The organism is Paenibacillus sp. GbtcB18, assembly GCF_019091125.1.
Classification (GTDB): domain Bacteria; phylum Bacillota; class Bacilli; order Paenibacillales; family NBRC-103111; genus Paenibacillus_F; species Paenibacillus_F chitinolyticus.
The window spans coordinates 284,542-304,319 of the sequence record NZ_JAGXJX010000005.1; the positions used below are offsets into that span (position 1 = coordinate 284,542).

Consider the following 19,778-nt stretch of genomic DNA (forward strand, 5'->3'; position numbering starts at 1 on the left):
GGCTACTCGCTCAAAGCGCTCCAGACGGCGCGCGTGTAAGCGAGTCTCATGCCGGCGCGCTCCATGTTGTGCTGGCTTACGCTGCCGAAGGCGGCCTGTGCGGCAGCCAGCCGGCAGCCTCGTTTGGCCGCCTCATGCATGCGCACCTGCAGCATAGCGGTATGCAGGCCGCGGCTCCTATACTGCGGCAGTGTCGCGGCCAGAGTGAAGGAGGCGATGTCGCCGTCGATGTGCATCATGCTGACTCCGGCGGGCTGATCGTTCACATAGCCCATGTACAAATGCCATCCCGGCCGATTAAGCAGGACGATGTTGTTGTCCATAAAATGCCGCTTCGCGCTCACATCCATCCCTGTCCCGACGCAGTGCAGCTCCGCATAAAGATCGAACCGGTCGGCCGACGTTACCGGTTCGATCCGGATGTGAGGCGGAAGTACGGGGGCGATAGGTTCCGGCAAGCCGTACATATAAGCGTGAAAGCTTTCCTGATAAAAGCCTTGCCGAGCCAGCGCGTAAGCAACGGACTTGTCCGCTATGCCGGGAGTAAGCTCGAACGTGCAGGAACGGCCGTATTCCGCGTAAAAGCGGAGAATCGCCCCGAGTTCTCCGATATCTTCGGGACCCAGACCCCTGACGGTGTTGAACAAGGGCCAGGGCATCCCCTCCGTGCAAACAGCGCTTGTATGGCCGAAACGCGCCGTGTGAACGCCCATCGGGTTGCCTTCGCGGCTGCCGATGGCTTCTATGCGCGAAGTCCAGAAGGCCGTTTCCGCCTGTTCCAGTCGCTTCACAAGTTCTTTCGTAAGTACGGGTAATTGTGCCATAATATCGCCTCCTGAAGTTCGTTACACAGGGTGAGACGTGAAAAGAAAGCCTCCCGGTTTCCGGCTTGGAAAGGGGAGGCTTCAAAGTATACCTGCGTTTGATCCGGTCAGCGGATGATTTCGAGTATCTCATCCACTTCTTTGCGGGCCAGCTTGCCCGGGCGCTCCTGCGGATGACCGAGGGCGATGACCATGTTGACCTGCGCTTCTTCCGGAATCGGGAGAAGCTCGCGGAGCCTGTGCTGGGCAAGGAGAACCGGTCCGGTCATGGGACAAGTCGCCAGGCCGCGCGCATGAGCGGCCAGCATCAGGTTCTGGGCCGCAAGGCAGGAGCTCTTGATGCCTTCTTCATCCCAGACGGAGTTTTCAACAAGTGCGATCGGATCGAAAATGCGCTCGCGGAATTTGGACTCGTAAGGGGTGGCCAGGCAAATAATCAGCACGGGCGCGCCCGAGAACGCGGTCGCATACGGTCCGAAAGACTTGACGAGAAGGCGGCCTTCACGGGATAAGCCGCGTTCTTCGGCATCGGCCGCCCTTTTGTGAAGCTCTTCCCACGTAACGTCTTCGATCGTTTTGATGAGTTCGCCGTTCATGACGGCAATAAATTTCCATGTTTGTGAGTTTGTATCGCTTGGTGCGTATCTGGCGCAGTCAATCAGTTCGCGCACGTCCTCAACCGAGACAGGGTCTTCCGTGAATTTCCGGACGCTCCGTCTTTCGAGCACGATGGATTTGAATTCTTCATAGTTCATGCGTACAGTCCCTACTTTCCGCTGGTTCCTGGATACTGTCCTTAAGACTTGGTACTAATATCTTCTCCTAATTATAGTCCAAATCCGGCAGTTTGCATAGGGAAAGCCGATGATGGACAAGCGGTCCTTTCCGTCCGGAATTGTTACTGGAGGACGACGGTATCTCCTTCGTTCAAGCCGCTGACCACTTCGGTTTTATCGGCGGTTTCCATGCCGATTGTAATTTCTTTGCGCTCCACGCCGCCCGGTGTTTCAAGCATGACGAAATGCTTGTCTTTATCACGCTGTACGGCAAGGGTAGGAACGACAAGAGCGTCGGCCTTGCGGGCCGTTTCAATGGTGCCCGTCAGACTGAGTCCGGCAATAAGCCTTTCGTTAGGCTCCAGGGAGACGATGACCTCAAACTGGGCTGTCGGAGAGGAGGCCGCTTCCGTTCCCGATTTGGCGAATTTGGACACTTGTTTGACTTTGCCTTTCAGCGGAACGTCGGCAAGTGCATTGATCTTGACTTGGACGGGCATATCCGGCTTGATTTGAAAAACATCGAATTCTCCCACATAGCAGAGCAGCTCAAGCTTGGACAAATCGACAATTTTGCCGATCCGGTTATTGGCCTGAAGGGCCTGCGGAATTTTGGACGAATCTTCGAAAAGAAAAATGCCGGTTTCCGGAGCTTTAAAATTCGCTTTGGCGAGCATTTTCTGTTTTTCTCCGAGCTGGCTCTGGGCTGCCTCTCGGTTCATGGTATTGAGCTGGGCCTGCAATTTGGCGCTTTCGGCATCGACATAGCGTTTCTTGGATTCCGATTCCGTCATGCCGCCCGATTCGCCGGAACCTGCCGTAGGAGCTTCGGCGGAACGCTCCTGGAATTTGGCGAGCTGCGCTTCCAGGTCCTGTTTTCTCAGGTTGGCCTGCATCTGAACGATTTCGGCATCGATGGCCGTACTGTCGAGGACGAAAAGCGAGTCGCCCTTTTTCACTTGAGCGCCTTCGGTTACGTTCCACTTCACGATATCCCCGCTGAACGGGGCGTGCACCCAGGTCTCTTTTTCATAAGATGATTTGCCTTTCACTTCAATAGAGCCGACCAGCTCTTCGCGGGTCACTTTGAAAGAAAGGGGATTATTCATCGCCATATCGGCGGGATCAGGACCTGTTTGAGGATGGCTTTTTATGTATAAAAACGCGCTGATTCCTATGACGACAACCGCCGCCGCCAGTGCCCACAATTTTTTCTTCATCGTTACCGATTTCACTCCTATTCGCGTTTGATAGCTGTCAGGGCGTCGGTTTTGGACGCTTTGACAGCGGGATAGATGCCTGAGAGGACTCCTGTCATGATGGCAAAGAAGAGACCGACGGGAAGGATCCACGTGGATATAAACAAGATTTGGGAGTCATCGCCCGCAGTATTTTTGCCCATCATGAAGGTCAGAGCGTTAATGCCCCAGACGACCCAATAGGACAGCATAATGCCGAGAATTCCGCCCAGCAGCCCCAGGAGCGCCGATTCTACGATGAACATGTTGCGGATTTGCCTCAGGTTCGCTCCGAGCACCTTCATGATGCCGATTTGGCGTCGTCTCTGGTAGGTGGACATCGTCATGGCGACCACAATAGAAATGGAGGCGATGAACAGGACGAACAATCCGACGCCGAGAAAGACGACCCGGATGATGACGAACTCTCCCTGCATTCTCTCTTCCTGATGGAGATTGTTCTGGGTATTCAGGCGAAGCTTCTGAATCTGCTTGTCGACGGTTTCGATATGGCTCGAGTTCTCGACTTTAACCAGTACCTCCGAGTAGGATTCGCCCGCCCCCATCCGCTTGGCGGTTTCGCTGTCCGGCGGTGCCGAAGCTTTAATGGCTTCGCGGATTTGTTTGGCGAGAGCATGGGAAATGTACCCCTTTTTGTCATACATAACCATGTTGGCGGGCACACTTTCCCCTTTTTTCAGGACGCCCGAGACTCGTACGGGGATTTGCGCCTGTACTTTGCCTTCCGATACGCTTGGGTGTTCCAGCGTCAGCGTAATTTTCTTCTGATAAAGAGATGTCGGGATTTTATCGAATTCCCGGAACGTTTCCCATATCGCCGGATCGTTCTGGTTCGCCCGCATTTGACGATCCCGGTTCTTCATGGTTTCTTCGTCGAGAAGACCCATCGTGGCGCCGGGGTTCATAATAATCGTGTTTTCGATATCGGAAGGGCCGCCCTGCTGAAACTCGTTTCCGAACTTTTCGAGCGTATCCAGATCCGTGGCGACCAGCTCGAAACTGCCGATTTTGCCGTCGTCGAGCTTAAAGTAGAAGTGACCGACCTGCTGAAAGCTCGCGACGGCTTTGACGTGCGGCAGTGTCCGGATCAGATCGAGCTTCTGATTTGTAATGGAACCGGCAGCGGAACCGGGTTTGTCCGAAGCGGAGCCCTCTGCTCCCTGGTCCTGGCTTTGGTCGCTCCGGATCGTAATCTCATCGGTTTTCAGGTACGCTTTCATCTGCTGCTCGCTGTAGTGAGAAGCGGATTCTCCTACGGCCAGGGCGACAACGATAGCGGCGGATCCGATGGAAATCCCGAGTGCGCACAGAGCGGTAACGACTTTCCGGCGTTTGAGCTGGTCCCAGCCGAGCCCCATGTAATCGCGCATCTTCATGGCCGCTCACCTCCGGCTTGTCCGGCATGGAGGGCGGTATCCGGCGCGAGTGCCGGAGGAGATTCATCGGCCAAGGCCGCCGCCGTCTCATCCTCGCCGTGAAGGTAATCGCTGTCTTCGGCGAGCCGTCCGTCTTTTAGCTGAATGACCCGCTGCGTTCTGGCCGCCACTTCGCTTTCATGCGTGACGATGATGAACGTGAGCTGAAGCGTCCGGTTCAATTCAAGCAGCAGGTCGATGATCTCCTTCTCGGTCTTGGTGTCCAGATTCCCCGTAGGTTCGTCCGCAAAGACGACGGGAGGACGGGTGATCAGCGAACGCGCGATGGATACGCGCTGCTGTTGTCCGCCGGAGAGCTGGGAAGGGAAGAGTTCCGTCTTCTCCGCCAGTCCGACCTGCGTAAGCAGACTCATGGCGCGCTCGCGCCGTTCGCTGGGCTTGACGCTTTGAAAGACGAGCGGAAGCTCGACGTTCTCCCGGACGGTTAAATGCGAGATGAGCTCATAGGATTGAAAAATAAATCCGATATGATGGCGCCGGAATTCGGCGAGCTTGTTTTCGCTCATGCGCTCGATCGGCTGTCCGTCGATCAGAATGCTGCCCTCCGTCGGCTTCATAAGTCCGGCCATCAGGTTGAGCAGGGTGGATTTACCGGAGCCGGAGCTTCCGAGCAGGGCTACGATTTCTCCTTTGTTCACGGTAAAATTGATGTTTTTCAACACCTGGGACTGTTCCGTACCGCTTAGAAAGGTATGCGAAAGCCCGCTTACCTCAAGCATGCGAATCCTCCTTTTTCGTTGAAATAGCAGTTAGTTTGGCTTCCAGGGCGTTCAGGCGGGCATGAAATACAAGAAAACCGGCCGCAGCGGTAAGAGCAAGCCCCGAGCCGATTCCGAAGAGAACCGTGCTTCCGTAGTCCGCATAGATCAGGCCGCCGAATCTTCCGCTGATGATTCCCGCAAGCCCCGACCACGTAACGGCGAAAATAGCCTGGCCGGACGCTCTGTATTCATCCGGGATGATTTGGGCCAGATAGCGCAGTGCCGTGACGAAGAAAATGCCGAAGGTCACGCTGTGCATCGTTTGCGCGAACAGCACCCAGCCGGTTTGATCCGTCAGGCTGACGATCAAGAGGCGGACGGCGTACATAAATCCGGCAATGGCCAGAAGCGGCAGCTCTTTGTAGCGGTTCCCGTATTTGCCCAGCAGGAAGAACACCGGAATTTCGCTCAGAGACGATAGCATCATCGCCGTACCGACCGTCATGTCCGAGGCCCCCAGCTCGCGCAGGTGCAGAGCCAGAAAGCCGTCATTGATCCGGTGCGAAATCGACATGATCAGGACGAACAGGAGGAAGATCAGCAGCCGGGGGGAACCGATCACTTTTCCCATGCCCTTAAAGTCCATTTTGCTGTAAGCAACCCGTGTATCGACCAGGCCGAGAGTGAAAATCAGCCCGATCACAATAACCGCTATACTAATAGACGAAGTAAGACTGATATTAGTTTCTTTTATAAGGAGCCCGAAAAAAAGCGCCGAGAAAGCAAAGCCGATGGAGCCGAATATCCGGAAGGAGGAATAGCTCTTTCCCGTCTGGCTGGCATGCAGCAGGAGCTGGCTGTCGTTCAGGGATTGGGCGGGCTGTTGGAAGAAGTAAAACCCGGCCATCAAGGCATAAAGCACAGTAAAGGAATCGGTTCCGAACATGGAGATGACAAAAACGAGCTGTCCGACATACAGGGTGATCATAATCGGCTTGATCTTCTGCATCCGGTCGCTCGCGAATCCCCAGGCGAGGTTGGCAAAGATGCTCACCATCGGACCGATGGAATACAGCAGTCCGATTTCGGCTTTGGAATAGCCCCGCGAATCGAAGTAAAGAGGGAAGAAGGTGGCGATAACGGCCATCATCATATAATAGGAAAACGTAAACCCCCGCAAGACGAAATCATTTTGTTTTTTCAAGGCGACCACCTGTCTTCGTTGTTCTGTAAAAAAACGGAGGACGCCGTAAGGGCGCCCCGTATTCTTTCCATCCAGTATACGGACGCCGCAGGCGGCGGCGCAATTGAGCATTTCACCGCTATCGGCAGTCGTTTGGAGAATAGAGGGGGCTGCTTACCTCATTTGATCCTATATGAACAAATCCGGCGCCATATCCCGGCACAGAGGCGTTATGTACCGTCCGCTAGACCTAAGGACCCCTTTGGAGGCCCCGAAACCATGACAAAAGTCATATCCCGGTATAATTGGGATGCAGTAGGATGCGGGTAACGGCAGGGGACAAGTTACCGTTAACTTGTAGTGGAAAGGTTACTGCGCCTCGTGATACATTAGAAGATAAGATTGTTAGACATCGCGCCGGATGAAGCTGAAGGGGGTGCCTTGTGACCTGCCGTTTTATTTTTGACGAGCGATTGGGAATCCCGGTCCCCGAGTTCGATAAGGAGTGGGAAGAGTACTCTCTAAGGGAAAGAGAGTCCATTCTGTTTCAATGGGAACAAATACGGGGAACGATCCCGGACCGGATCAAGCAGCTTGAAGGACAGATTATCGCCAAACAGAACAAGTTGAACGTCGAGGACGACTTTCCGGTTTCCTGCGCGCTTAATTCGCAGATTGCCGAGCTGGCCAGCGCCATCAACGACCTTCATCTCTGGTTCCGGACGAATCAGGAAGTGGAAAGCAAGATACACGGTTAACGGCAGAGAGTTCCTTCCGGTGATTTTCTCTCTGCGCGGATGCGCACGTATTTTTGCTGCGGCAGGACTGCCGGAGGAGACGAGGTGTAAAAGCTCCGCAATTCTGGTAAGATAGAAAGAAAAATTGAGATTGGATCTGAAGCGCCAGGTCTGAGCCGCAGGAAGGAGTGCTCGAGGTGCCAACAGAAAATGAGAAACCGTCTTGGATCAGACTGATCGTCAAGCCATTGCTCGGAAGGCAGCCTTCGCTGTATCCGATCGAAGAATGGGATTCGCTGATCGATGTCCGGATCGACAAACTTCAGGTTTCCGCATTAAGCGGAGACAGTCCAGATAAAGAACCTTATGCACTGGCGCTAAAATCGGGACTCTATCTGTTTAATGAGAGTCTTGACAACAGTCATGAAATTTCCCAGTCTGTTACAAATGAAACCGGAAGCTATTGGCACGGGCTGATGCACCGGATGGAAGGCGACTACAGCAATGCGAAGTATTGGCTGCAGGACGCGGGCAACCATCCGATCCATACCGACCTGGTCAACGAGGTCCGGTCCTTTCTGGATCGCCAGCCGGGACTCCGGGCGATAGAGCATGAAGCGATGAAAGCAAAGATTGACGTTCTTGTCACTTCTCCAGAGTGGAATTCCTCCGTATTTGCGGATGCCGTCGAGCTTCAGGTAACCCTGCTGCAAAATCCGGACATCGAAGCTTGGCTCACCCATATCCAATACCTGGAGTTCAAACTGCTGCTTGCTTACTGCTATCGCCAGTGTTATGGAGGAGAACTCGTTGAACTTGCCGAATAAAGGATTTTTAAACGTTCCCCGGGGGCCTCTGGGCCTAATGTACCGGGTATACAAATATGTGCTTCCAGGCGTTAAACGGGAATTGGAAGGCTGGCGCCGCGAAGCGGAGCGGATTCCGGACGAGGAGCTTCGGACGCAGGCGATTGCCAGCATGACATCCAAACAGTTTCACTGTCAGGGCGGTGCCATTTATGCGGTAATCAATTTACCGATGAGGCAGGTGCTCATTTCGCTGATTGTCGCTTTCCAGACCATCAGCGACTACTTGGATAACCTATGCGACCGCAGCACGTCACTGGACCCGCAGGATTTCCGGATGCTGCATCAATCCATGCTGGATGCGGTCGACCCGGAGGCCCCCCTTCACGATTATTACGCTTATCGTAATGAGAAAGAAGACAACGGCTATCTGGCCAAACTCGTACAGACCTGCCAGAAAAGCATTGCCGAGCTTCCTTCATACGGGCTGGCGGCCGATGCGGTCCGCTCGTTAGTGGGGCTGTATTGTGATTTGCAGGTATACAAACATATTCGTCTCGAACTTCGCGAACAAGCCCTGCTGGACTGGTGGGCGGAACATAGCGCGAACTACCCCGATTTGACTTGGAACGAGTTTTCGGCGGCAACTGGCTCGACGCTTGGCATGTTCATGCTGTTCGCGGCGGCTTCGGACCGCAATTTGGACCGTCGGCGGGTGGAGGGCATTAAAAGCGCCTACTTTCCTTACGTATGCGGGCTTCATATTCTGCTGGATTATCTCATCGACCAGGAAGAAGACCGTGTCGGCGGAGATTTGAATTTTTGCTTTTACTACGCGGATATGGATGAAACGATCCGGCGGATCGCTTACGTGGCCGAACAGGCCAAGGAAGGCACTTCGAAACTGGAAGACGCCGCTTTCCACCGCATGGTTATTGAAGGACTGCTTGCCCTTTATTTGTCCGACCCCAAAGTGAAAGACCAGCCGGTTGTCCGGCAAATATCCCGGAATCTGATGAAAGACAGTACGATCAGCCGTTTGTTTTTCTGGATAAACAGTCTTGTGATCCGTAAAACGTCCTGATCTCTCATTATATTGCTCATAGATAAGCAAGGAGGAACTTTAATGACAGCAGTAAAATCCATCGCAGTTCTTACGAGCGGCGGCGACTCCCAAGGGATGAACGCAGCCGTACGCGCCGTTGTGCGCAGCGCACTTTATCACGGTGTGAAGGTATTCGGTGTCCAGCGCGGGTACCAGGGGCTGATTAATAACGATATCACGGAGATGGACCTTAGAAGCGTAGGGGACATTATCCAGCGCGGAGGAACGATCCTGCAGACGGCCCGTTCCAAGGAATTCACGACGCCGGAAGGCCAGCAGCTCGGAGCGGAGAATCTCCGCAGCAGAGGCATCGACGGTCTGATCGTTATCGGCGGAGACGGCTCTTATCAAGGAGCGAATAAGCTGAGCAAGCTCGGAATCAAAACGATGGGGCTTCCGGGCACCATCGACAATGATATTGCGTTCACCGATTTTACCATCGGATTCGACACGGCTGTCAGCATCGTCGTAGACGCGATTAACAAGCTCCGCGATACGATGACTTCGCATGAGCGCTCCTCGGTGGTCGAAGTCATGGGCCGCCACTGCGGTGAAATCGCCCTGTACGCGGGACTCGCGAGCGGCGCCGAGACGATCCTCGTGCCGGAAGTTCCTCACGACTGCCAGGAAATCGCGAAACGGATGAGCGACAACTTCGCCCACGGCAAGCGTCACAGCATTATTCTCGTTGCGGAAGGCGCCGGCAAAGGCGATGATATCGCCCGCCAGATCATGGAGCATAACGGCATCGATGCCCGCGTGACCGTCCTCGGCCACATTCAGCGCGGCGGAACGCCGACACATACGGACCGCATTCTGGCAAGCCGCCTTGGAGACTTCGCCGTACGCAGACTCATCGAGGGCGACTCCGGCAAATCCTGCGGCGTGATCAAAGGCGAACTCGTTGCGACGGATATCGACCTAGTCGTGAACACGAAACGTCCGTTCAACATGGAATTGTACAATCTTGCGCTTCGTTTGTCGCAGTAATCCTGCGATGCGGGTGACCGGCATGCCGGAACAAGCCGATATACAAAAGCCTTCCTTCTCCACGGCCTCAGCGGGCAAATGGAGAAGGAAGGCTTTTATGATGAATGCGGCCGTGCCCGGTCTTCCCTGCTTACCCGGCGGCAGACCCGGCGCCAAGCGGCGCTTGTTAGTACCCGTGTTCCGGATCGATCCGGTTGATCAACGGTTTATTTTCGATAAAACGGCGGATATTCGGAAATAAGATTTCCGCACACCGCTCTACATATTTCGGCGTATTCCCCGCGATATGAGGCGTAAGGGCAGCCTGCTCCATACCCCAGAGCGGGGAATACGCGGGAAGCGGCTCCTCCCTGAATACGTCCAGCGCCGCGCCGGCAAGGTTGCCTTTCCGCAGCGCTTCGACCAGAGCCGTTTCATCGATCACGCTGCCGCGGGCCATGTTGACGAGAAACGCCGACGGCTTCATGAGGGCCAGTTCTTCGGCCCCGATCAGGTTTTCCGTCTCGCGCGTGGCGGGGACGATCACGACGACAAAATCGGATTCGCGCAGGAGAGAATGGAGGCCGCTCTTTCCTTTTCGCATGTCGTCGAAATGTTCCCTGTCCCGGCCGGAGCGGCTGCAGCCGATCACCTTCATATCGAATGCCTTCGCCTTCCGGGCTACTTCCGAACCTATCGCTCCCGTGCCGATAAGGCCGAGCGTCTGGCCGTGAAGCTCCGCCGTACGAATCCGGTGGTTCCATTCTTTGCGGCTCTGGCTCTTCATGAGCGTATGAGAACGACGGACGAAGTCCAGCATGACGGACAGCGCATATTCACTCATTTGGATAGAGTGGACACCGCTCATGTTTGTCACCTGGATGCCTCTCTCGTCCAGCTTCTTCAGAGGCAGCTTGTCGACACCGGCCGAGAGGCTTTGAAACCAGCGCAGCTTGGGCAGCAGAGGGAGCCAGTCGTCTTGAAACGTTCCGGATGTGAGAAGGATATCCGTGGAAGCGAGCCGGTCCCCCGCCTCTTCGGCAGTCGGAAACTGCGCCAGCGAAACGGCGTTTTTCAAATCTTCAGGCAGATGATCCTGCAAATACGTCAAGTCCATTTTCGTTAAGGCCGTTATATTCAGCATAGGGGTCAGCTCCTTTTCTATATAGTAAACAAAAAAGAAGGAGAAAGAAAACAAGCGGGAGCAGCAGAGGTTCATCTAGGCAAATCCTTGACAATTTGGTAACATAAAGGGAATCTTACAGAGATGCCGAGTATGTCGGTGGGAGAAGGAGGCTATGCAGATGTTCTTATACAAAGTAGAGCTGGAACTTAAAGAAAGTCTGGCTTATCTGATTGTTGTGGCAGAAACGGACGCGAAGGCGTTCGATGCGGTAGAAGGTCATCTTGTCCGCCATTTCACCGTGGCGCCAGAAGTCGTGCAAACGACGATCATTGAGAAAAAACGGGTCGGAAACGGCGCGGGGTACGTAATCGAATCCGCTGTCGAGAGTCCGGTTTAAGAAAAGGGGAAACGAAAAAATGAAAATCGTAATTATTAGCGGAAGCAACCGCGAAGGGGCAAGCACTACCCTTTTAAGCGCCTATGTCGGACAAGTATTGACGGAAAAGGGGGCGGAAGTGACTCTGGTCGACCTGTACAAACAGCCTGTTCCGCTCTACAGCCCGGATCCGAGTGTAGTCGCGGACGAGAATCTGGTCCATATGAAACAAACGGTCATGGAGGCGGACGGTATCGTTCTGGCTACGCCGGAATACCATGGCGCCATGAGCGGCGTACTGAAAAACGCGCTCGATCACATGGACGCCCAGTACGTGGACGGCAAAGTCGTGCTGTCGATGAGTTCCGCGGGCGGTGCTGTCGGAGTCAGCTCGCTGCAGCAGCTTCAGACGGTTGTCCGCAACCTTCACGGCATTAACTGCCCGGAGTGGATTTCCATCGGGGGCGCGGGCCGGACGTTTAACGAACAGGGCGAGCCCGAAACGCTTCAAATCCGCGAGCGTATCCTTAGAACGGTCACTTACTTCCTGTCCATGACAGAGACTTTCCGTAAATCCGTTTAAGGTTGAAAGGAGAGTCAGGCAACGAGATGGAGAAGAGGATTTTGGGCCGGACAGGCCTGCAGGTAAGCTCGCTCGGATTCGGGGGCGCCGAAATCGGCTACCAGAGCATTGACCAGGGAACGGTGGAAAATCTGCTGGGCCGTGCGCTGGACGCGGGACTTACTGTCATCGATACCGGAGAATGCTACAAAGATTCCGAAGAATTAATCGGAAAAGCGGTCTCGCACCGCCGGGCGGAATTCAGCCTGTTTACCAAAATCGGCCACAGCGCCGGTTTTCAAGAAGAAGACTGGGATTTGGGAATGCTTGAGAAAAGCATTGATCGCAGCCTGAAGCGTCTCCAAACCGACTACGTGGATTTGCTTCAACTGCACAGCTGCCCGGAGGAGATTTTGCGACGGGGGGAAGTGATCGGGCTTCTTGAGAAGTTTAAGAAGCAGGGCAAAACCCGCTTCATCGGATGCAGCGGAGACGGGCAAGCCGCCCTGTACGCCGTCCGGACGGGCTTGTTCGACACGCTTCAGACGTCGCTCAGCATAGCCGATCAGGAGGCGATCGAGCTGACGATTCCCGAAGCCCGGCAGCGGGGGATGGGCGTCATCGCGAAGAGACCTCTTGCTAACGCCGCTTGGCGGACGGGAGAGAAGCCTGCCGACAGCTATCACCACGAATACTGGGAACGCTTGAAGCGGCTGCGGTACCATTTCCTGAACGAATCCGTACCGGAAGCCATCGCTTATTCGCTTCGGTTCACCCTGTCGGTGCCCGGTGTTCATACGGCCATCGTGGGGACGACGCGTCCGGGACGCTGGGAAGAGAATGCGGCATTCCTCTCCCGGGGGCCGCTGCCGATCGAAGCGATTGCCGAAATCAGAGGCCGCTGGCAGCAGGCATCCGGAGGGAACTGGCCGGGATTGCGCTGAATCAGAGCCGGTACGCTTCGTCAGGGTTCCTTTACAGCAGCAGTAAAAGCTTCACGCAAACAGCCCGGCAAGGGAGATCCCTTGCCGGGCTGTTTGTCTGCAATAAAAAAGACCCTGCATGCATCGACGCGGAGTCTTCTGTGTATAAAGGGGGTATAAAATTATTTCCGCGCTTCTTCTTCAACGGAAGAATTAGTGTTGACTTCTTTACGCGCCGGAGCCGCTTGGTTCGGTTCGTCGGAAACGAGACCGTTAGTCGCGTCTTTGAATTCTCTGAACATACGTCCGAAGCCGCGTCCCAGTTCAGGCAATTTGCTTGGTCCGAATAGCAGTAAAGCAACTAGAACAACGAGCAGTAAATGCCATGGAGAGAAAAAATTCATTACATGTACCTCCAATTCGATGCCGGCATACAACCAGGCTATTCAATCGTGCCCTTATCATACCATGTAATGGGACACCAATCCAGTTCATTTGCTACTTTTTTGTGACATAGCTGCAAAAAAGACGCCCTCCTAGTGGAGGAAGGCGTCTTTGCGGTTTTCGTTTATGCTAAACTGTACAATTTCAATCACATCTTCCTGATCCAGGGACTGCATTCCGTTCACGAGGACGATTTCGGAATTGAGTTCCGTACGCGTTAAAAACGTATAAAGCTCAGGGGTATAAGTCTTCACGATATGAGACAGTTTTACGGTTTCCATTTCCATCATCCTTCCTATCCGGATTTGATGAGAAAGCTAAGCGGAAATATTACTCGTAAACCGAAATGAAGCCAAGCCGAAGCCTTCTTACATTATACCATAAAGAGCGGCGGGTTGCATTGGCACATCGTGGAGGGTTCCCGATTAAATCGTGGTGCTATTGACGGCGGAATTCTCCAAGGACACCGACCGTTTCGACCACGTTCACGAACGCTTTAGGATCGGTTTCTTTAATGATTTTCTGCAGGCCGACCAGTTCGTAACGCGTCGTTACCGTCATCAGCAGACTCTGCTCCTGATTCGTATAAGCTCCTTCCGTACGGATAACGGTCACCCCGCGCGGAATCACGAGAAGCTTTTCCAGAAGCGCCTCTCTCTGCTTCGTCACGATGAAAGCGGTCACTTTGATATGACGGATATGAATCGTGTCGATCACCTTGCCGGCAATAAAAATGGACAGCATCGAGAAGAGGGCGAGGTCCCAGTTGTTTTTAAAATAACCGAGCATAAAAATAACGCCGCCGTTCAAAGCGAACAGCATCTGGCCGAGAGGAAAATCGCGCTTGCGCGTCAAAATGAACCCCACGATGTCGAACCCGCCCGTGGAGCCGCCCGCTCGTATCGTGATGCCGGCGCCGATTCCCACAAGCACGCCGCCGAATACGGCCCCGAGAATAGGCTCCTGCACCAGCTCGCGTACCGGGATCAGCTGCATGAACCAGGTCGTGGCGATAACGGACGCGAGGCTGAGCACAATGAACCGGCGTCCGATGATGACAAGCCCCCAGATGATCAAAGGCAGGTTCAGGACGAAGTATAAAATGGAAATATCCATGTTCGTCAAGTATCCGATTACCATCGCAATACCGGATACTCCGCCGCTCAGGAGTTCGTGCGGAATAAGAAACATGTTAAAGCCGAACGCGACGAGTGCCGCGCCGATTAGTACAACCGCGATGGAAATCGCTTTTTTGTCCACACGATCACCTCAAGAAGTAGTATGCAGATTAAAAGTACCACTCATCCGGGATAAACATCAAGAGGAATTGACCGAAGGATAATAAAAAAACGGACCTTTTCGAAAATATACCTGTCATTCTGCCGTTCAGGTTACTTTCGGCCGGTCCGTTTGTGGAGTTAAGAGTAATTGTGGGAGTCCTGGACGGTGCCGTCCTTCCGGTGGATGACGGCCCTCGTGTTGGCGTCTGAGGCAAGCTCGTCGGCTTTTTTGACCGCATCGCTTTTCGTGTCCGCTTCATAGCGAGGTTCATCTTCTCCCTCGGCTTTAACGGCCCAGCCGTCGCCGTCCGGCACGACATGAAGCGGTGAGGAGTGGGAGGAAGAAGCCCGGCGTTCCGTACCGCTTTTGCCGCCGCTCCGGTGATCGGGGTGATTGTCTTCCCATTCTTCCGCCTTCGCGGTTGCAATCGCGATTGCTCGGCCTTCCTCGTATCCGTCGTCCAGCAGGGCGTTGGCGATTTCAACGGCTTTCTTGCGAACCCGCTCGGGCAAATTTTTCATTGAGGGCGGATAGTCGTTCTTGGTCCAAGGCATAATCGTTCCTCCTTCCGTGTAACGGTTTTGTTGCGTTCGTTGTTCTTTTACCCGAAATGCGGAAGAATTAAGCAGGAGCGACCTATGTAAAAAGCCGTACGGCCGTCGTCGGACGGCCGCACGGCTCGCCGGTTCCGGCCTAGCGCGGAACCGGCTCGTACTGCAAGGGAGGGGGCCGCCGCCACGCAACCGGCTTACCGCCGCCTCTTGAACGATCCGGAACGGCCGCTTGTGCCGGGTCTTGTCCCGATCCCGGACTTTGTGCGTCCGGGCTTGGTGATCTCGCTGCGGCTGCCGCCGGCTCCCGTTCCGGCACCGATCCCGCCGGTAGTGCCGGACGGGCTGCCCGGCGTCCGGAACGAGCCTTCGCGGTCCGACGTTACGGGCGGCTTGGTTGTGCCCGTACCCGTGCCCGTACCGGGCGAATAACCGCCGGGCGTCCCCCGGTAGGTCGGGGTAGAGCGGTAGCCGCGGTAATCGCTGCCCCCACGATTGCCAAAAAAACCGCCGCCGAGAACGGATTGAAGCATGGCTGCGGTCAGGAAGGTCTGCAGGAAGGAGGGCGAATAATGCTCCCGGGCATACTGGATCGAATCCAATTGAACCAGGGTGTTCGCCGGGTTTTGCTCGTCCCGCTGCAGGTTGATGACCTTGTCGGGATAGAGCAGAAACATCTGATCCTGCGATTCCTTGCTGATTTCGCGCGGCTTCTCCCGGGCGGCGAGTTCCTTGGCCACTGTCGGGACGTCTTTATTCTCGGCGGTGTATACTTTCGATAAATTGCTGCCTGATCCGTCGGCGCTGGTGAGATTATACTCTTGCCGGACGAAATCACTGGCGTTGGGGGCGCAGCCCGTGAGCAGAACGAATGCTAGCAGGCAGGAAATCCATGATGTCCATCTGTTCAAGCGGAAGGCACCTCCTGAAGGCTGAAGGGGAATAAAAACAGAAGCCTCCGTTTGAACTGGAGAAGCCGCACAGACAGTCTGTGCGGCCGTCTGCAGCCTCAGCGCCGTTTGCCGCCGGAATGAACGAACCGGGTTTCCGCCCGCCGGACGTTAAAGCGTCGCCCGCATAAATTTGACCTGCGAGGCCGGCGTGCGTTCGCCCTGCATGGCGACGAATTTGCCGTCCTGCCACTGCAGGAAGAAATAGCGGTCGTCCGGTCCGAAGTATCTCCAGATCATGACTTCATCGCCGCTGCGGAAATCGGTGTTGCCTTCCGTACGGGTCACATCGCTGCGGTGATGCTCCAGTTCGAACGTGTCTTCTCCGTCAAGCTCGAGCCGGGAAGGCACGTCGTTCGGGTCGTCGAGCGCTCCCTCCATAAAATCGCAAAGGAAGCACTCGTAAGAACGGCCTTTCTCGATCAGCAGGCAGCGGACATCTTTACCGCTTTGAAGATAGTACGCATACCGGTGAGGCTCGAAACCGCGGTCGAAATAAATCACTTTCCCGGTAACGACGTACTCCTCGAGATCGACGTTGACGATATCGCCGACGCGTGATTCCTCGAAAGGATTCGCCTGTCTGACCGGTTCCTGCTGTTTGTTGCTGCGGATAATGTTGCCTACGCGTTTGAATATAGACATAAAGGGACGCTCCTTACGTTTAATCTGTTGTTCTTCTGTCCATTATATACGATGAAAAGCGATTAAGGTTTCGATGTCAGACCCTCTTCCTCCCTGCACATGGGCAAATAGTCACTGGAAAAGCTTGAGTATAATATGTTATACTAGTCGAGATATTCTTAAGGGCGGCTCTACGAATTAGGATAAGGGCAATTCGGGATAGGGTTTCCGCACGGATGAACGGATGTTAAGGAAGAAAAGTCGTGCTTAAGGGTATATAAAAGAAGAGAGATCTTCATCGGATAAAAGGAGAATGAACGGATTGAAAAATTTTTCAGAATTTGATTTAGATGCAAAAGTAATCAAAGCTATTACAGAAATGGGTTTCGAAGAATCGACCCCGATTCAGGAGAAAACGATTCCGCTTGCGATTGAAGGACACGATCTGATCGGCCAGGCGCAGACCGGTACGGGTAAAACAGCCGCTTTCGGTATTCCTCTCGTAAGCAAAATCGAACCAAGCGAAGACAAGATCGTCGCACTTATCATGTGCCCGACACGCGAACTTGCCATCCAGGTTGCGGAAGAAGTAAGCAAACTCGGACGCTTCAAAGGCATCCGCTCCCTGCCGATCTACGGCGGACAAGATATCGGCAAGCAAATCCGCGCATTGAAGAAAAGACCTCAGATCATCATCGGTACGCCAGGACGTTTGCTTGACCACATCAACCGTAAAACGATCAAGCTCGAAGACGTTAAGACCGTCGTTCTCGACGAAGCGGATGAAATGCTCGACATGGGCTTCATGGATGACATCCAGTCCATCCTGAGTCTTGTACCGGCAGAGCGCCACACCATGCTCTTCTCGGCAACCATGCCTCCTAACATTCAGAAGCTGGCTCAACAGTTCCTGACGAACCCTCAGCATGTATCGGTTATTCCTAAGCACGTAAGCGCTCCGCTTATTGACCAGGCTTACATCGAAGTGCATGAGAAGCAGAAATTCGAAGCGCTTAGCCGTCTCATCGACATGGAATCCCCGGAACTGGCGATCGTGTTCGGTCGTACGAAGCGCCGGGTAGACGAGCTGGCGGAAGCCCTGCAGAAGCGCGGTTATGCCGCGGAAGGCCTGCACGGCGACTTGTCCCAGAATCAGCGCGACAACGTGATGCGCAAATTCCGCGACGGCAGCATCGAAGTGCTTGTCGCTACGGACGTAGCGGCGCGCGGTCTCGATGTATCCGGCGTCACACACGTCGTTAACTTCGACCTTCCGCAGGATCCGGAAAGCTACGTTCACCGGATCGGCCGTACGGGCCGCGCGGGCAAAGAAGGAACGGCTTGGACGTTCGTAACGCCGCGTGAGATCGATCACCTGCACTTCATCGAGAAAGTAACCCGTCACCGCATTCCTAAGAAGCCTATGCCGAGCCCGGCCGAGGCTATGGAAGGCAAGCAGAAGGTAACGGCTGAACGTATCATCAACCTGCTTCAAGAAGACAAGCACAACGAGTTCAAAGGCGTAGCTATCCAGCTTCTTGAGGAATATGATTCCGTCAACCTGCTGGCAGCGGCACTTCAGCTTCTTACCGGCGGTGAGAAGAAGGAAGTATCCGTTGAGCTGACTCCGGAAGATCCGATCCGTGCGAAGAAACGCCGCGTCGATGTTCGCAGCTCCGGACGCAAGTTCAACTATGGCAGCGACCGCAGAGGCGACGGCCGTTCCGGCGGAGGCTACGGCTCCCGCTCCGGCCAAGGCGGATCGCGCTACGGTTCTTCTTCCTCCCGCGGAAGAGACGGCGGACGCGATTACCGCGACCGTGACCGTGACAACCGTTACGGCGGCGGCTCCCGCAGCGGCGGTTCCGATTACAATCGTGACCGTTCCAGCAGCACTCGCCGCAGTGAAGATTCCAACGCTTAATCGATTTGAATATCAAAATGACGACCCTACGGGTCGTCATTTTTTTTGGAGATTCGTGTTAAATTCGTTCGTAAATCTTTACGGATTGATTAGTAGAGGAAAGTACGAGAGACGATAACCAGCAGAATGAAAAGCACGAGAATCGTACCCGTAGAAGTAAAACCGCCGCCTAAACCGGACATGTAATCTCCTCCTCGCGAAAAAATTTGAAGATTTGTTACCTTAATAGATTATGCCTGCGGGGAAGAAAAGAAACGGCGGCTACCTATGCTCTACAAAATAGGCTATAATAAGAATAACATCAACAGAGGGGGACAAGGGTTTGGAATTTAGAGGACTAATGGGCGGCTTTTACCGGATTTCCGAATGGATCATGAGGCTGTCCGCCATTAATTTGCTGTGGATCCTTTGCAGCATTCCGTTTTTCTTTTTTGCATTAGCCGGGCTTACTTCGGGCCAAGCGGATATAATGATGCAATCGCTCGTTTTAATGGGAATATTGGCACCGTTTACACTGTTTCCTTCTACGGCTGCGATGTTCACGGTAGCCCGTAAGTGGGTGACCGGGGATGAGGATGTACCCCTGTTCAAGACCTTTTTCCGCGGTTACAAAGAAAACTTTTTGCAGAGTATGATCGGAGGCATCGCCTTCGTCTTATTTATCCTGATTTTGTTCGTGAGCTACCGTTTCTATGCGGGTCTCGACAGCGCGCTTTCCCTTCTTTCGTACATGTTCCTGGCCATGGGAATCCTGCTGATCGGCGCCTTTTTCAATTTTTTCTGTATCATGACCCACCTTCATATGAAGGTTCTTCAAATTATCAAGAACGCCATCCTGTTGACGATCGGCAACCCCGTGACCAGCGTGATGACGATTATCGGAAACGTGGCGATCGTGATGATCAGTTTCCGTTTCAGCTTCCTGCTCGTATTCTTCGCGGGCAGCGTCAGCGCGACCTTTACGTTCTGGCAGTTCAACCGGAGCTTCGAGAAAATCAAACGCAAGCAGGAAGCGATGGAAGAGGCTGAACGCGAACGGGTGGAGGAAGAGAACGGGCAGGCGGCTGAGCTGGATGCGGCGGCCGTCCGGGAAGACGATTCGACAAAGTAAGAGTCTGACAAACTATAGCCCGGGTCCCTTTTTCGGCGGCGTTCTGAAGCGATAGACCTATTCTTACAAAAGACAGTCGATTCCAGTTGAATCCGGTTCGCGATTGTCTT

The 19,778-nt window shown here is 54.1% G+C and carries 23 protein-coding genes; 9 read left to right on the forward strand and 14 right to left on the reverse strand.

Going from position 1 to position 19,778, the window contains the following annotated elements; translation table 11 throughout:
• Positions 1–2: 2 nt before the first annotated feature.
• The 6 genes from KVT34_RS17175 to KVT34_RS17200 all read right to left on the reverse strand — a co-directional run bounded on the left by KVT34_RS17175 (position 3) and on the right by KVT34_RS17200 (position 6,209).
• The gene (locus tag KVT34_RS17175; RefSeq protein ID WP_217560034.1) at positions 3–824 is read right to left on the reverse strand and encodes an N-acetyltransferase; all 822 of its coding nucleotides are present in this window, start codon (positions 822–824) and stop codon (positions 3–5) included.
• Between the two features lie 107 nt (positions 825–931).
• A complete protein-coding gene (locus KVT34_RS17180) occupies positions 932–1,579 on the reverse strand; it encodes a nitroreductase family protein (protein WP_217560035.1) in 648 nt (215 codons plus the stop codon).
• A 143-nt stretch (positions 1,580–1,722) separates the two neighbouring features.
• Complete coding sequence (locus tag KVT34_RS17185; protein WP_217560036.1) at positions 1,723–2,820, reverse strand: efflux RND transporter periplasmic adaptor subunit; 1,098 nt, start codon at positions 2,818–2,820, stop codon at positions 1,723–1,725.
• 17 nt (positions 2,821–2,837) lie between these two features.
• Positions 2,838–4,235 carry an ABC transporter permease gene (locus KVT34_RS17190; RefSeq protein ID WP_217560038.1) on the reverse strand — a complete coding sequence of 466 codons (1,398 nt, stop codon included), beginning with the start codon at positions 4,233–4,235 and terminating at the stop codon, positions 2,838–2,840.
• Positions 4,232–5,014 carry an ABC transporter ATP-binding protein gene (locus KVT34_RS17195; protein WP_217560039.1) on the reverse strand — a complete coding sequence of 261 codons (783 nt, stop codon included), beginning with the start codon at positions 5,012–5,014 and terminating at the stop codon, positions 4,232–4,234. Before KVT34_RS17195 ends, KVT34_RS17190 begins: the two co-directional genes overlap by 4 nt.
• Positions 5,007–6,209, reverse strand: a complete 1,203-nt coding sequence (locus KVT34_RS17200) for an MFS transporter (protein WP_241688834.1) — start codon at positions 6,207–6,209, stop codon at positions 5,007–5,009. The genes KVT34_RS17195 and KVT34_RS17200 overlap by 8 nt, the downstream gene beginning before the upstream one ends.
• A gap of 413 nt (positions 6,210–6,622) precedes the next feature.
• Here KVT34_RS17200 and KVT34_RS17205 point away from each other — a divergent pair, with 413 nt between their 5' ends.
• From KVT34_RS17205 to pfkA, 4 genes are all read left to right on the forward strand, one after another.
• The gene (locus tag KVT34_RS17205; protein ID WP_042230870.1) at positions 6,623–6,937 is read left to right on the forward strand and encodes a hypothetical protein; all 315 of its coding nucleotides are present in this window, start codon (positions 6,623–6,625) and stop codon (positions 6,935–6,937) included.
• Positions 6,938–7,113: 176 nt separating this feature from the next.
• The gene (locus KVT34_RS17210) at positions 7,114–7,743 is read left to right on the forward strand and encodes a hypothetical protein (protein WP_217560040.1); all 630 of its coding nucleotides are present in this window, start codon (positions 7,114–7,116) and stop codon (positions 7,741–7,743) included.
• Between the two features lie 37 nt (positions 7,744–7,780).
• Positions 7,781–8,806: a tetraprenyl-beta-curcumene synthase family protein gene (locus tag KVT34_RS17215; RefSeq protein WP_217560166.1), complete on the forward strand. Its 1,026-nt coding sequence runs from the start codon at positions 7,781–7,783 to the stop codon at positions 8,804–8,806.
• Between the two features lie 42 nt (positions 8,807–8,848).
• Positions 8,849–9,817 carry a 6-phosphofructokinase gene (gene pfkA / locus KVT34_RS17220; protein WP_217560041.1) on the forward strand — a complete coding sequence of 323 codons (969 nt, stop codon included), beginning with the start codon at positions 8,849–8,851 and terminating at the stop codon, positions 9,815–9,817.
• Between the two features lie 166 nt (positions 9,818–9,983).
• On the opposite strand, the gene KVT34_RS17225 is transcribed toward pfkA, so the two are convergent.
• A complete protein-coding gene (locus KVT34_RS17225; RefSeq protein ID WP_217560042.1) occupies positions 9,984–10,940 on the reverse strand; it encodes a D-2-hydroxyacid dehydrogenase in 957 nt (318 codons plus the stop codon).
• Positions 10,941–11,100: 160 nt separating this feature from the next.
• Between KVT34_RS17225 and KVT34_RS17230 the strand changes: the two genes are divergently transcribed.
• From KVT34_RS17230 to KVT34_RS17240, 3 genes are read left to right on the forward strand one after another with little or no spacing between them, the layout of a single operon-like run.
• The gene (locus KVT34_RS17230; RefSeq protein WP_009675021.1) at positions 11,101–11,319 is read left to right on the forward strand and encodes a DUF3906 family protein; all 219 of its coding nucleotides are present in this window, start codon (positions 11,101–11,103) and stop codon (positions 11,317–11,319) included.
• Between the two features lie 19 nt (positions 11,320–11,338).
• Complete coding sequence (locus tag KVT34_RS17235; RefSeq protein WP_217560044.1) at positions 11,339–11,881, forward strand: NADPH-dependent FMN reductase; 543 nt, start codon at positions 11,339–11,341, stop codon at positions 11,879–11,881.
• A gap of 26 nt (positions 11,882–11,907) precedes the next feature.
• Complete coding sequence (locus KVT34_RS17240; RefSeq protein ID WP_217560045.1) at positions 11,908–12,804, forward strand: aldo/keto reductase; 897 nt, start codon at positions 11,908–11,910, stop codon at positions 12,802–12,804.
• Positions 12,805–12,965: 161 nt separating this feature from the next.
• On the opposite strand, the gene tatA is transcribed toward KVT34_RS17240, so the two are convergent.
• The 6 genes from tatA to KVT34_RS17270 all read right to left on the reverse strand — a co-directional run bounded on the left by tatA (position 12,966) and on the right by KVT34_RS17270 (position 16,654).
• Positions 12,966–13,187 (reverse strand): twin-arginine translocase TatA/TatE family subunit, encoded by a 222-nt coding sequence (gene tatA, locus KVT34_RS17245; protein WP_103997610.1) that lies wholly within the window; start codon positions 13,185–13,187, stop codon positions 12,966–12,968.
• A gap of 132 nt (positions 13,188–13,319) precedes the next feature.
• Positions 13,320–13,508: a hypothetical protein gene (locus tag KVT34_RS17250; protein ID WP_377630112.1), complete on the reverse strand. Its 189-nt coding sequence runs from the start codon at positions 13,506–13,508 to the stop codon at positions 13,320–13,322.
• Between the two features lie 157 nt (positions 13,509–13,665).
• On the reverse strand, positions 13,666–14,487 hold the full coding sequence (locus KVT34_RS17255) for a YitT family protein (RefSeq protein WP_217560047.1): 822 nt from the start codon (positions 14,485–14,487) through the stop codon (positions 13,666–13,668).
• A gap of 158 nt (positions 14,488–14,645) precedes the next feature.
• Positions 14,646–15,062 (reverse strand): DUF2188 domain-containing protein, encoded by a 417-nt coding sequence (locus tag KVT34_RS17260; protein ID WP_217560048.1) that lies wholly within the window; start codon positions 15,060–15,062, stop codon positions 14,646–14,648.
• Positions 15,063–15,256: 194 nt separating this feature from the next.
• A complete protein-coding gene (locus KVT34_RS17265; protein ID WP_217560049.1) occupies positions 15,257–15,970 on the reverse strand; it encodes a DUF4247 domain-containing protein in 714 nt (237 codons plus the stop codon).
• Positions 15,971–16,120: 150 nt separating this feature from the next.
• On the reverse strand, positions 16,121–16,654 hold the full coding sequence (locus KVT34_RS17270) for a DUF4178 domain-containing protein (protein WP_217560050.1): 534 nt from the start codon (positions 16,652–16,654) through the stop codon (positions 16,121–16,123).
• Positions 16,655–16,955: 301 nt separating this feature from the next.
• Here KVT34_RS17270 and cshA point away from each other — a divergent pair, with 301 nt between their 5' ends.
• A complete protein-coding gene (gene cshA, locus KVT34_RS17275) occupies positions 16,956–18,557 on the forward strand; it encodes a degradosome RNA helicase CshA (protein ID WP_217560051.1) in 1,602 nt (533 codons plus the stop codon).
• Positions 18,558–18,646: 89 nt separating this feature from the next.
• Here the strand turns inward: cshA and KVT34_RS17280 are convergent, their stop codons facing one another.
• Positions 18,647–18,739, reverse strand: a complete 93-nt coding sequence (locus tag KVT34_RS17280; RefSeq protein ID WP_217560052.1) for a YjcZ family sporulation protein — start codon at positions 18,737–18,739, stop codon at positions 18,647–18,649.
• 140 nt (positions 18,740–18,879) lie between these two features.
• On the opposite strand from KVT34_RS17280, the gene KVT34_RS17285 reads away from it, so the two are divergent.
• A complete protein-coding gene (locus tag KVT34_RS17285; RefSeq protein WP_217560053.1) occupies positions 18,880–19,668 on the forward strand; it encodes a YesL family protein in 789 nt (262 codons plus the stop codon).
• Positions 19,669–19,778: the final 110 nt, after the last annotated feature.